Origin of the sequence: Pseudomonas glycinae (genome assembly GCF_001594225.2) — a bacterium.
Lineage (GTDB): Bacteria > Pseudomonadota > Gammaproteobacteria > Pseudomonadales > Pseudomonadaceae > Aquipseudomonas > Aquipseudomonas glycinae.
Genome location: NZ_CP014205.2, coordinates 2558268 through 2571428 on the forward strand (window position 1 = coordinate 2558268; position 13161 = coordinate 2571428).

Sequence of the window (13161 nt, forward strand, 5' to 3'; positions counted from 1 at the left end):
ATTGGCTGACAAGGAGTTGCGCTTCATGGAAATAGAAGAGTTTGGCTACAAACAGGAGTTGAAACGTAGCCTGACACTGACCGATCTGGTGGTGTACGGGATGATCTTCATGATCCCCATCGCCCCGTTCGGCGTGTATGGCTACGTCAATGCCGAGGCACCGGGGATGGTGCCTTTGGCATACATCATCGGCATGGTGGCGATGGTCTTCACCGCGCTGAGCTACGGCAGCATGGCACGAGCCTTTCCGATTGCCGGATCGGTCTATTCCTACGCACAGCGGGGCCTGAATCAACATGTCGGCTTCATCGCCGGCTGGCTGATGCTGCTCGATTACCTGCTGATTCCGCCGCTGCTGTACGTGTACGCGGCGATGGCGCTCAACCACTTGTATCCGGACATCCCGAAGGTCGGCTTCATTCTGGCATTCCTGGTCAGCGCGACTTTCGTCAACCTGCGCGGCATCACCTTTACCGCCCGCATGAACATCCTGTTCCTGCTGGCGCAGCTGGTGGTACTGGGGATTTTCCTGTTCTACGCCTGGAATGCCCTGCACAACGGTGGCGGCAACGGCCAGTTGACCCTGGCGCCGCTGTATCACCCGGAAACCTTCAACTTCGCTCTGCTGATGCAAGCGGTTTCGATTGCGGTGCTGTCGTTCCTCGGCTTCGATGCGATCTCCACCCTTGCCGAAGAGATCAAGGGCGATCCGGGCCGCAGTGTCGGCAAAGCGGCGTTGATCACTCTGGTGGTGATGGGTGTGATTTTCGTCGCACAAACCTGGATCGCCACCGATCTGGCAGCCGGCATGGGCTTCAAATCCGCCGATACCGCGTTCTATGAAATCGCCGAAATCGCTGCCGGCAGCTGGCTGGCGACCCTGACCGGTGTCGCGACCGCTTTGGCCTGGGGCGTGGCGGTAGCGATCACCTCGCAAGCGGCAGTCTCGCGTCTGCTGTTCGGCATGGCCCGCGACGGCAAGCTGCCGAAAGTGCTGGCCAAGGTGCATCCGAAACACAACACACCGTACCTGAGCATCTATCTGGTAGCCGTGCTGTCGCTGGTGATCTGCTACCTGTTCATCAATTCGGTGGACACCCTGACCTCGCTGGTCAACTTCGGCGCCCTGAGCGGCTTCATGCTGCTGCACCTGACCGTGATCAATTACTACTGGCGCCGGCAGAAATCCGCCCAGGTGATCCGTCACCTGATCTGCCCGGTGATCGGCTTCATCATCGTCGCGGCCATCATGTACAACATGGGCGTCGATGCACAGAAACTCGGCCTGATCTGGATCGCACTGGGTCTGGTGTACCTGTTCTTCCTGAACAAGCTCGGCGCCAGTACCGCGCTGCCTGACCCGAGCAATGGCTGACAAGAAAAAGAGCGGCGTCTGACAACAAATCAGGCGACCGCCGCTTTAACGCGTGGAAACCGACAGTGATAGTCAGGTTCGGCGAATGGGCCGAACCTTTTGATACAGGAGTGCATCCATGCTGGTCTTACGTCCAGTCGAGCCAAACGACCTGCCTCAATTGCAACAATTGGCGCGCGACAGCCTGGTGGGCGTCACGTCCCTGCCGGACGACAGCGAACGCCTGGGCGAAAAAATCGCCGCGTCCTGCGCCTCGTTCGACAGCGATGCCGTGGCCCAGGGCCCGGAGAATTACTTCTTCGTGCTGGAAGACATCGACAGCCGCCGACTGGTCGGCTGTTCGGAAATTCTCGCCACCGCAGGTTTCAACGAGCCGTTCTACAGCCTGCGCAACCGCCACTTCACCAGCGCTTCGCGGGAGCTGAACATCGAGCACGGCGTGCCGGCGCTGTCGCTGTGCCACGACCTGAGCGGACACACACTGCTGCGCGGTTTCCACATCGACGCGGCACTGGTGCGCACGCCGTTTTCCGAATTGCTGTCGCGGGCACGGCTGCTGTTCATCGCCGCTCACGCGTCACGTTTTGCCGAAGCAGTGATCACTGAAATCGTCGGCTACAGCGACGAGCAAGGCCATTCACCGTTCTGGGATGCGCTGGGCAAACATTTCTTTGACCTGCCCTACGTCGAGGCCGAGCGACTGTGCGGCTTGCAGAGCCGTACGTTTCTCGCCGAACTGATGCCGCAATATCCGATCTACGTGCCGATGCTGCCGCAGGCGGCGCAGGACTGCATCGGCCGTATCCACCCGGACGGCCAGGAAGCTTTCGACATCCTTGAGCGCGAGGGTTTTGAAACCAACAGCTACATCGATCTGTTCGATGCCGGCCCGACCTTATATGCACGCACCGCGAATATTCGTTCGATCGCCCTTAGCCAGACAGCCAAGGTTCAGGAGGAACCCCTGATCGATGCTCGCGGTCGCTATCTGGTGAGCAACGATGCTCTGCATGGTTTTCGGGCCGTGGTCGCCGAGCTGGATTATCAGCCCGGTCAGCCCCTGGCGCTCAATCCGGCCCTGTGCGCGGCGCTCAACGTCCGCGCTGGCGGCACGATCCGGGTAATCGCCCTGTGAACCGCGCCCCTACCCAACGACAGTGCCCGAACTGGCGCGCAAAAGGAGTTGCAGCATGATTGTCCGTCCGGTCAAAGTCAGCGACCTGCCAGCGTTGATGACGCTGGTGCAACAGGCCGGGCCGGGGTTCACCACCCTGCCCGCCAATGAAGATCGCCTGGCCCACCGGGTACGCTGGGCGCAACGGGCGTTCGCCGAACAGGTCGAGCGGGCCGATGCCGATTATCTGTTCGTGCTTGAAGACGACGAGCAGCGAGTGGTCGGTGTCAGCGCCCTGGCCGGCGCCGTCGGCCTGCGCGAGCCCTGGTACAACTACCGGGTCGGGCTGACCGTCAGCTCGGCACCGGATCTTGGCATCCAGCGGCAGATCCCGACCCTGTTCCTCAACAATGAACTGACCGGCCAATCGGAACTGTGCTCGCTGTTCCTGCGCCACGATCAGCGCCACGGCAGCAATGGACGTCTGCTGTCGCTGGGGCGTTTGCTGTTTGTCGCTGAATTCCCGCACCTGTTCGGCGAAAAGATGATTGCCGAACTGCGTGGCAGCGCCGACGAACAAGGCTGTTCGCCGTTCTGGGACAGTCTGGGCCGGCACTTCTTCCAGATGGATTTCAGTCACGCCGACCACTTGTCCGGGCTGGGCAACAAGGCGTTCATCGCCGAACTGATGCCGCGCCAGCCGCTGTACACCTGCCTGCTCACCGAACAGGCACAGGCCGTGATCGGCCAGGCCCACCCCAACACCGAGCCGGCACTGAAGATTCTCCAGGCCGAGGGTTTCGCCCATAAAGGCTACATCGACATTTTTGACGGCGGCCCGGTCATCGAGGCGCCGATCCGCAGCATCCGCACGGTGCGCGACAGCCTGGAACTGACCCTGAGCATTGGCACGCCGGACGATCAGGCGCCGCTGTGGCTGATCCACAACCGACGCCTGGAAAACTGCCGCATTACCGTCGCAGCGGGACGCCGGATAGGCAGCAGTCTGGTGATCGACCGTCTCACTGCCAAACGCCTGCAATTGCAACCGGGTAATTCGGTGCGGGCGGTGCCGTTACCCAATCAACAGCAGCAGGCGGTGGCGGCCTGAACGGCAACCGTTCCAACCAAGGGCTGCTCCACAATCGCACCAGCAGCCCCGCCCTCCCCCTTCCTCGTTAATCGCAGCGCAAAACCTTGAAGTACTCCCGAAACGGTCAAAGCCAATGGCTTGCACCGGGCGTAAAGCTGTGGGCGAACAGTCAAACAGCCCGAAAACAACCATCCCATTCGTTTCATCATCGACCATTTCAAATAAAAACATAAACAAACATATATAAACACAACTACTCACACCTCAAGGTTTGCGACTTTACATCCAACTGACTAAAGTCACCCCAACTCAACACCAAACTGAAACAGCATGATCACCAAACTATTAACCAACAGTCTCTCGCCATCAGAGCTACTGCAAGAAATCAGAACTTGCAACATGCGAGCGGAAGTCGAGAAACTTGTAAAAACAATCAATAACAAAAACAAAACACCAGAACACATTCTCTACAAGACACGCATTCTCAACATCACCAACTTACACAACAACAACCTGACGCTTTATTGCAACGACATTGGCAATATCAGCATCAAAATCCCCGGCAATAACGCAGCTTCGCCTTATATGTACTCGATTCCGGGCAAGACTTTTTTGTTTTCCATTGACGGTCATTCGTTCGACGTTCAGCACTACCAGATCGACGACAACGGCCTCAAGCATATTGGCAGCGTTACCATAAACGAGGGTAGCCCGTTGTACATCGACGGCACCAAAGAACTGTATGAATGCGCCCCAGACATTGCCTTCGGTGCGATGACCCTGGTGGACAGACGTGCAGACATCAGCGTCTACGATCGACAGACGCTGCAAAAAGTTGCCTGGTTGCCGAACGATCAAAGCGCAGCGCGCTTCCTGGTCGCTCTGGAATTGTTGGAAGTTGCCCAAGACCCGCAACGTCGAAAGGTTGCCGAAGAACTCGTCTATCACAGCCATGCGGCTGTGGCCTGGAATGCTTTCAATGTGATCGCGGAGCAAGACAGACAAGCCGCATTGGCTTATGCGCCAGTGATGAGGCTGTTGCGGAATGACAAGTTGAACAGCTTCCTCGATTACCAACAGGAGTGCGCACAATGAATATCGAGACGTTCATTCAGCGCATGAACACGTACGACACAGAGTGTGACCACAACAAAATAATCGAGGACCTGAAAAGTCTAGCTACGCATAGAACCTTATTAAGCGAATATTTATACCAAGGCATCCAGCAGAATGGCTTCAGCGTTAAACACATGCTTTATAACGCTTATGCCTTCGTGCTGCACTCAAACGAAAAATACACTGTTCGCCTGGGATTCTGGTCACCCGTCAACTCGAAAGAAGAAGGCGATACATTCATCTACGGTCTGAACCATACACACGACTTTGAGATGTATTGCGTCGGTTATGCCGGAGATGGCTACACGACAATCAAACGCGAAATTCTCGATCACACGCCTATCAGTTGCGGAGTACGACCACAACTTGGAGAGGAACACGAACTAAAACTGGCGCCCGGTGAAGTTCTTCATATGAAGCCACTTTATGAGATTCATCGCCAACTGCCGCCGCAACAGATGTCTGCCTCGCTGAGTCTGTTAATTCATGCTCCGCGGGCACAAGAAAGCGAAGAAGCCTGGTGCTTCGACGAAAACTACGTGCCGATCTACCCCGGCATTGCCATGCAGGAAATCGCTTTTTACGAGAAGACGATGTCCCTGTTCAACCACGGTTAGCCATATGCCGACCACACAAATAAAAAAGGAAAATCACATGAGCATGACTCAGTACAACTTCAACGACGTCCCGCTTCTGCGTGCAGACAGCAGCGTCATCAACACTAACCTGAAAACGGATGAGCCCTCGATTCTTTGCTCCCAATTGGTCATTCCGCGTTTCAACGTCGGTAACATCCACGAAATAAAAAAAATCTGGGGCGAGATCCAGAAGGCTTAATTTTTTGCCTTCGCCCAGGAGCGAATCAGGCCGCAGACGGTAAACGTCTGCGGCCTCTTTTGTTTGTCGCCCTGTAAAAATTCGTCATGATCCTTGACCCATTCGCGTGATAGCCTTTTCACCTTCGGCGTTGACACCTTTGCTCAAGCCTTTCCATTCCTTTGTATTGGTGGAACTCGTATGACCAGGCTTTCTCATCAAGATTTGCGCCGTAACTTCCGTCAGCTGCTGGCTTCCGACACCTGCTATCACACAGCCTCGGTGTTCGATCCGATGTCCGCCCGCATTGCCGCTGACCTGGGTTTTGAAGTTGGGATTCTCGGCGGCTCGGTCGCCTCGTTGCAGGTTCTGGGCGCTCCGGACTTTGCCCTGATCACCCTCAGCGAATTCGCTGAGCAGGCCACCCGCATCGGCCGTGTCGCCCAATTGCCGGTGATCGCCGACGCCGACCACGGCTACGGCAACGCCCTGAACGTAATGCGCACCATCGTCGAACTGGAACGCGCCGGTGTCGCCGCGCTGACCATCGAAGATACCCTGCTGCCGGCCCAGTTCGGCCGTAAATCCACCGACCTGATCACCGTCGCCGAAGGCGTCGGCAAGATCCGCGCAGCACTGGAAGCCCGGGTCGATTCGGAAATGGCGATCATCGCGCGGACCAACGCCGGTATCCTGCCGAACCAGGAAATCATCAGCCGCACCAAGCAATACCAGGCAGCAGGCGCCGACGGTATCTGCATGGTTGGCATCCAGGACTTCGATCAACTCGAGCAGATCGCCGAACACCTGACCGTCCCGCTGATGCTGGTGACCTACGGCAACCCGGCGCTGCGCGACGACAAACGCCTGGCCGAACTGGGCGTGCGCGTCACCATCGACGGCCACGGTGCTTACTTCGCGGCGATCAAGGCGACTTACGACAGCCTGCGCGAACAGCGCCAGATCTTCACCCAGGCCTCCGACCTGAGCGCCACCGAACTGACCCACACCTACACCCAGCCTGAGGAATACATCCTCTGGGCCAAGGAATACATGAGCGTCAAAGAGTAACCTCGCACCACGCTACAAAGAGGCAGAGCGGCCCGACGCCATCACGAGTTCACTCGCATGGCGCCCGCCGCGAAACCGCTGCCTGCCGTTACCGTTTCGCCAACTCCATAATCATCCGCGACAACAGATAAATCCGCGGCGCCACGCTCTCCACCTCCGCGTATTCCTCCGGCGTATGAATGTTGCCGCCGACAATCCCGAACCCGTCCAGCGTCGGCGTCCCTACCCCGGCCGACAGGCTCGCATCCGCCGCCCCGCCACTACCTTCTTCGGTCAACTTGCGGCCAATCTCACCGTAGATCCCTTGGGCCATCGCCATCAAGCGATCCGACTCAGCCGTCTGCGGCATCGGCGGCAAACCGCGTTGCAATGAAGTCTTCACCTCCGTGTCAGGAATCAACTTGTCCTGCGACACCCGCGCCAGATCCTTCTCGATCCGGTCAAATTCTTCCGGCACCGCCGCTCGCACGTCAGCCTTGGCCGTGGCCTGATCCGGGATCACGTTGGTGCGGTCGCCAGCCTTGAGCACGGTGAAGTTGATGGTGGTTTTCTTGGCCTCGTCGCCGAGTTTGCCCAGTTGCAGGATCTGATGCGCCGCCTCCATCGCCGCGTTGCGCCCCAGTTCCGGCGCGACGCCGGCGTGGGCAGCCTTGCCTTTGACCTCCACCAGCGCGGTGGCGCTGCCCTTGCGCCACACCACCAGACCATCGGCCGGACGACCCGGTTCGAGGTTGAGGGTGACGTCGTGGAGTTTGGCGGTTTTCTTGATCAGGTCGGTGGCGACGTCCGAGCCGGTTTCTTCGCTGGCATCGAGCAGAAAGGTGATTTGCGCGTAGTCCTTGAAGTCGAGGTTTTTGAGGATTTTCAGCGCATAGATGCCGGCGACGATTCCGCCCTTGTCGTCCATCACACCCGGCCCGTAGGCGCGGCCGTCCTTGATGTGGAACGGTCGCTCGGCGGCGGAGCCTTCCTTGAACACCGTGTCCATGTGCGCCATCAGCAGGATTTTCGCCTTGCCGGTGCCTTTGAGCGTGGCGAGCACATGGTTGGTTTTTTCCGGGATGTTCGGCACCAACTCGATAGTTGCGCCAAGCTTTTTCAGCTCATCGATGGCAATGTCGCTGACTTGCTTGAGCCCCGGTTCATAGCCGGAACCGGAATCGATATTGACCAGCCGTTCGAGCAATTTCAGGGCTTCGGGCTTGTATTGCTCGGCATCGGCCAGCACTTGTTTGTGCGGTTCGGCAAAGACACCGGAGGCTGCAAAAGTGAGGGACAGGCCGGCCAGCAGAGAACGACGGAATTTGAACGTCATGAATCAATCCTTGTTTCGTGTCGGGTACTGAACCGTACCTGACATCCGCCCAAGGCTCTATCCCCGATGCGACACCCGATCTGTTCAAACCGAATCAAATACCTCGCGTCGCGGGTTGTTATCGCTGCAGCAAATCACCCGGTTACGTCCGCCGGCCTTGGCTTCATACAGTGCCTGATCGGCGTCATCGAGCCAGCGCGTCGCGTCGCCGTGAGCCGGGTCGAGCGCCGCCAGACCAATGCTCAGGCTGACTTTCAGCGCCGGATTCTGGTCATACACCAGAAAGGAAAAACGCTCACGCAATGCTTCCATCGCCTGCGCTGCATTGAACAGCGGCAAGTCCGGCAGGATCACGCAGAACTCGTCACCGCCGTAGCGCCCCGCCACATCGGCCATGCGCAGGTTCTGCTTGAGCATCTTGCTCAGTTGACGCAGAACGATATCGCCGGCCACGTGGCCGTAGGTGTCGTTGATCGCCTTGAAGTGGTCGATGTCGATCAGCGCAATCGCCGCACCGGTCTGCTGGCGCTTGCAGCGTTCGAACTGGATTTCCAGTTGATCCTTCCAGGCGCCGTGATTGAGCAGACCGGTGAGGCTATCGGTGCGGCTCAGGGCCAGAAGTTCACGTTTATGCAAGCCAAGGGTGTAGGCCTGGCGAAAGCAGATCCAGCCCAGCGCCAGCGGATACAGCGTCAACAACGGCAGACAGGCATAAAGCTGTGCCGGCGTGGTCATCGGGACGAACGCCGGGGCAAATACCACCAGCCCAACGCCGACACCAAGCAACTGCGCCGCCGCCCCGGCCAGCAGAAAACGCAAGCCGCCGATGGCAACGTTGTTCATCGCCATCATCGAAATGGTCGTGGCACTGGGCAAGGGATTGAAGTGCATGGACGCCACCCAGAAGCCACCGAGAAAAGCATCGATCAACAGATTGCGGTGTTCGGCGTGGTAAGGAACCTTCGCCCGACGAGCCCATTGATAAGCAAGGTGTGGCCAGACCAGGCCGTTGAACAGCATCAGCGCCCAGACCCAGGCGGGTGGATCGAGCGGGTACATCGCGACGCTCACGCACAAAAGCCCCAGGACCAGCCCGAGGATTCGCGATGCATAGAGCCTCCTGGCCAGTGAAAGTCCCTTTCCTCCCGTTCTTCCCATAAGGGCCTCGACCACTCGACGGCACTGCGCAGACCGCAGACCGGATGTGCTGGGAGTCTATCAGGGCAACGTTAAATAGCCATCACCGGCCAGCGGGCCGAATACCCCGTCATCAGCACCACACGGCAGGCAAATGATTGGCTATACATGAAAGGATGAAAATGGAAAAAAGACTCTAAGAAGGAGGCCCATGCAGACCTACCAAGTGTTGATTATCGGCAGCGGTTTTGGCGGCCAATGCGCGGCGGTCAATCTGCTCAAGGCGGGTATCGACGACTTTCGCTTGCTGGAACGCCGGGACTTTTTCGGTGGCACCTGGTGCCAGAACACCTACCCCGGCGCAGCGGTGGATGTGCCGTCGCCGCTGTATTCCTTGTCATTTGCGCCTTATCGCTGGACGCAGATGTTCGCCGAACAGGCCGAACTGCACCGCTACACCGACCATGTAATCGAACGCTTCGGCCTGCGCGACCGGGTGGAACTGGAGGCCAACGTCGAGCGCGTCGAATGGGACGACACCGAAAAGCGCTGGGCCGTACACACTGGCACCAAAGGCATTTTTTATGCGCAGTTCCTGATCAATGCCACCGGGCCGTTGAGCCAACCGGTTGTCCCACACTTCCCCGGTCAGGATCGCTTTCAGGGCAAGACCTTTCATACAAACAATTGGGATCACAGCTACGACTATCACGGTAAACGAGTAGCGATTGTCGGCAGCGGCGCCAGTGCGGCTCAGGTGATTCCGGCGATTGCGCCGAAGGTCGCCCGATTGCACGTGTTTCAGCGCACCGCGCACTGGGTGCTGCCCCGGGCCGACCGTACGTTCGGTCGGTTCCAGCGCTGGCTGCTGGGTCTGAAACCCGCCTACAAACTGCTGCGCTGGATGATCTACTGGCAATTCGAAACCCGGGTCATCGCCTTCAAATACTCGAAACCGGCGATTCACATGGTGCAGCGCCAAGCCCTGAAGTTTCTCAAACGCCAAGTGACTGACCCCGAGTTGCGGAAAAAACTGACACCGGACTTCACCATCGGCTGCAAACGGGTGCTGCTCTCCAGCACCTATTACCCGGCGCTGACCCGGCCCAACGTCACATTGCACAGCCGCGAGCAAGGCATCGCCAGCCTCGACGAAACCGGCATCATCACCACGGACGGCCAGCACATCGACGTCGATCTGATCGTCTGGTCGACCGGTTACGACGCCACCGACGGCGTGATTTCCTACCCGGTCAGCGGAAAAAACGCCGTGCAACTGCGCGACGTGTGGGCGCAATACCCGCGCGCCTACCTCGGCACCAGCCTGCCGGACTTTCCCAACCTGTTTATCGTCACCGGGCCGAACACCGGCATCGGGCATACTTCGGCGCTGTTCATCATCGAATCGCAGATGAACTACATCCTCGACTGTATCCGCACGGTGCAGGCCAAAGGTCTGCGCAGCATCGAAGTTCGCCCCGAAGCAGAACGTACCTACACTCAGATGATTCACCGGGAAATGGAGCGCACGGTCTGGAAAACCGGCGGCTGCCACAGTTGGTATCAAAGCAGGAGCGGTCATGTGATCGCGATGTTTCCCGGCTTCAGTTTCAGCTATCACCGGTTGACCCGGGCGCTGAAACCGGCCGACCACATTCTGTCTTGAACAAGGAAGACCCACGATGCTTTTGTTGTTTGTCGCCCTCGCGGTTTTCGTGGCCTGGAGCTGGTTGAGTTACCCGGCGGTCGGCCACTGGCTCTACGATCTGAGCGCGGCCCTGGAGGCCAGGCTGTACCGGTTACACAAGATCGAAGTGCCGATTGCCGAAATGACCGTGTCGACCTGGCAAGGCGGGCCTTATGAAGCGTCGAGCAGCATCTTGATGCTGCACGGCTACAGCGCCGAAAAGAACCTGTGGCTGCGCTTTGCCCGGCATTTTGTCGGGCAGTATCGGGTGATCATCCCGGACCTGGCCGGCCACGGTGAAACCGGCTTCAAGGCCGGCGGTGGCTACGACATCCCGGTGCAGGCCAAGCGCATGATCCAGTTGCTCGACGTCTGCGGCGTCGAGAAAGTCCACGTGATCGGCAACTCCATGGGCGGCTACATCGCCGCGTGGCTGGCGGCGACCTACCCGGATCGCATCGCTTCGGTAGCGCTGATCGACCCGGCGGGCGTCACTGCGCCCGAGCCCAGCGACATGGAGCGCCACCTGGCCCGTGGGCACAATCCGTTCCTGATCAATTCCCGGGAAGAATTCCGACGTTTCTATGCCATGACCATGGCCTCGCCACCGTGGGTGCCCGGCCTGGTGCTGGACGCCATCGCCCAGCGTTACGAACAATGCCGCGACGAACTGGAAGAGATCTTCCGCGATTTTCGCGCCAGCCCGCCGATGGAGCCGAAACTGCCGGACATCAAATGCCCGGCACTGTTGCTCTGGGGCCGCAAGGACCGGTTGATCGACGTCAGCAGCGTGCCGGTGTGGAGCAAAGGCATCAGCAATTTGCGGGTCGATGTCTGGGATGGCGTCGGCCATATGCCGATGGTCGAGCAACCGTCGAACACGGCACGTCTGTATCGGGAGTTTCTGGGGGAGCATTCGCGCCAGGACAGGTAAACGGTCAGTCGTTGGCAGAATGAAGTCCGTAGGATTCTTCGTTTGCCCGCGTCGGCGAAGGCTGCGATCTTTTCCAACACCTTTTACGTGACCGTGCCAGGAATTTTTTTCATGACCGTGCAGCCTTTCGTCAGCCCCGACCTGATCCGCCAACGCTTTTCCAAAGCGATGTCCGACATGTACCGCGAAGAAGTGCCGCTGTACGGCGCGTTGATGGAACTGGTGGAAGAGACCAACCGCGACGTGCTGGCACGCGAGCCGCAAATCGCCAGTCAACTGCACAGCACTGGCGAAATCGAACGGCTGGACATGGAGCGCCACGGCGCCATCCGCGTCGGCACCGCCACCGAACTGGCCACCCTCTCCCGCCTGTTTGCGGTGATGGGCATGCAACCGGTGGGCTATTACGACCTGACCCCTGCCGGGGTGCCGGTGCACTCCACGGCGTTCCGGGCGGTGCATGAAGATGCGCTGCAGGTCAGTCCGTTCCGGGTGTTCACTTCGTTGCTGCGACTGGTATTGATTGAAGACCCCGAGCTGCGGGCCTTCGCGCAATCGGTGCTGGATAAGCGTTCGATCTTTACGCCATCGGCGCTAAGGTTGATCGAACAGGCCGAATCGGCTGGCGGTCTGAATGAATCCGAGGCCGGGGAATTTGTCCTGCAAGCGCTGGAGACTTTTCGCTGGCACCACAGCGCCACCGTCACTGCCGCGCAATACCAGACGCTCAGCGCCCAGCATCGCTTGATCGCCGATGTCGTGGCCTTCAAGGGCCCGCACATCAACCACCTGACCCCGCGCACACTGGACATCGACGTTGTCCAGGCACAGATGCCGCTGCACGGCATCACGCCCAAAGCGGTGATCGAAGGCCCGCCGCGCCGGCAGCATCCGATCCTGTTGCGTCAGACCAGTTTCAAGGCGCTGGACGAGCCGATCGCCTTCACCGACCAGACACAAACCCGCGGCAGCCACAGCGCCCGCTTCGGCGAAATCGAACAACGTGGCGCAGCGCTGACCCCCAAGGGCCGTGCGTTGTACGACCGCCTGCTGAACGCGGCGCGCGATGAACTGGGCGATTTCCCCAACGAAGCCAACGCCTCACGCTACAACGCCCTTATGACCCAGCATTTCAGCGAATTCCCTGACAGCCTCGAGGGCATGCGCGAGCAGGAACTGGCGTACTTCCGTTATTTCCTGACAGGCAAAGTAGGTCGTCCCGCAGATGTAACGCTGCAAGGATTATTACGCGACGGCTATGTGAAAGCCGAACCGCTGGTGTACGAAGATTTCCTGCCAGTCAGTGCGGCAGGGATTTTTCAGTCGAACCTGGGGGACGCGGCGCAGGCGCACTATGGCGAACATTCCAATCGACAGGCGTTCGAGTTGGCCTTGGGGCGTTCGACCATTGATGAGTTGGGCCTGTATGCCGAAACCCAGCAACGTTCGATCGAGGAATGCCTCACTGCAATTGCCCGCTCCGCGTGAACAGCGGCGATTGGC

Annotated in this window: 12 protein-coding genes; 10 read left to right on the forward strand and 2 right to left on the reverse strand. The window is 58.9% G+C overall.

All coding sequences use genetic code 11. The annotated features are described in order from the left end of the window. Window positions 1–25 precede the first annotated feature (25 nt). The 7 genes from AWU82_RS11440 to AWU82_RS11470 all read left to right on the forward strand — a co-directional run bounded on the left by AWU82_RS11440 (window position 26) and on the right by AWU82_RS11470 (window position 6585). Window positions 26–1375: an APC family permease gene (locus AWU82_RS11440; protein ID WP_064382382.1), complete on the forward strand. Its 1350-nt coding sequence runs from the start codon at window positions 26–28 to the stop codon at window positions 1373–1375. 118 nt (window positions 1376–1493) lie between these two features. Further along, window positions 1494–2510 carry an arginine N-succinyltransferase gene (gene astA / locus AWU82_RS11445; RefSeq protein ID WP_064382383.1) on the forward strand — a complete coding sequence of 339 codons (1017 nt, stop codon included), beginning with the start codon at window positions 1494–1496 and terminating at the stop codon, window positions 2508–2510. Window positions 2511–2565: 55 nt separating this feature from the next. After that, the gene (gene aruG, locus AWU82_RS11450; protein ID WP_064382384.1) at window positions 2566–3600 is read left to right on the forward strand and encodes an arginine N-succinyltransferase subunit beta; all 1035 of its coding nucleotides are present in this window, start codon (window positions 2566–2568) and stop codon (window positions 3598–3600) included. A 312-nt stretch (window positions 3601–3912) separates the two neighbouring features. After that, window positions 3913–4677 (forward strand): hypothetical protein, encoded by a 765-nt coding sequence (locus AWU82_RS11455; protein WP_139831642.1) that lies wholly within the window; start codon window positions 3913–3915, stop codon window positions 4675–4677. Next, entirely contained in the window at window positions 4674–5315 is a 642-nt protein-coding gene (locus AWU82_RS11460) for a hypothetical protein (protein ID WP_064382386.1), read from the forward strand. Before AWU82_RS11455 ends, AWU82_RS11460 begins: the two co-directional genes overlap by 4 nt. 37 nt (window positions 5316–5352) lie before the next feature. Then, window positions 5353–5535 (forward strand): hypothetical protein, encoded by a 183-nt coding sequence (locus AWU82_RS11465; RefSeq protein WP_064382387.1) that lies wholly within the window; start codon window positions 5353–5355, stop codon window positions 5533–5535. Window positions 5536–5715: 180 nt separating this feature from the next. Continuing rightward, window positions 5716–6585: an oxaloacetate decarboxylase gene (locus tag AWU82_RS11470; RefSeq protein ID WP_007956238.1), complete on the forward strand. Its 870-nt coding sequence runs from the start codon at window positions 5716–5718 to the stop codon at window positions 6583–6585. A gap of 88 nt (window positions 6586–6673) precedes the next feature. On the opposite strand, the gene AWU82_RS11475 is transcribed toward AWU82_RS11470, so the two are convergent. Next, on the reverse strand, window positions 6674–7900 hold the full coding sequence (locus AWU82_RS11475; protein ID WP_064382388.1) for a M20/M25/M40 family metallo-hydrolase: 1227 nt from the start codon (window positions 7898–7900) through the stop codon (window positions 6674–6676). 84 nt (window positions 7901–7984) lie between these two features. Continuing rightward, window positions 7985–9058, reverse strand: coding sequence for a diguanylate cyclase (locus AWU82_RS11480; RefSeq protein ID WP_064382389.1), 1074 nt, complete (start codon window positions 9056–9058; stop codon window positions 7985–7987). Window positions 9059–9248: 190 nt separating this feature from the next. Between AWU82_RS11480 and AWU82_RS11485 the strand changes: the two genes are divergently transcribed. From AWU82_RS11485 to hglS, 3 genes are all read left to right on the forward strand, one after another. Beyond that, window positions 9249–10703, forward strand: a complete 1455-nt coding sequence (locus tag AWU82_RS11485) for a flavin-containing monooxygenase (RefSeq protein ID WP_064382390.1) — start codon at window positions 9249–9251, stop codon at window positions 10701–10703. 16 nt (window positions 10704–10719) lie between these two features. Beyond that, window positions 10720–11658 (forward strand): alpha/beta fold hydrolase, encoded by a 939-nt coding sequence (locus tag AWU82_RS11490; protein WP_011333489.1) that lies wholly within the window; start codon window positions 10720–10722, stop codon window positions 11656–11658. Between the two features lie 111 nt (window positions 11659–11769). Beyond that, complete coding sequence (gene hglS / locus AWU82_RS11495) at window positions 11770–13146, forward strand: 2-oxoadipate dioxygenase/decarboxylase HglS (protein WP_064382391.1); 1377 nt, start codon at window positions 11770–11772, stop codon at window positions 13144–13146. Window positions 13147–13161 lie beyond the last annotated feature (15 nt).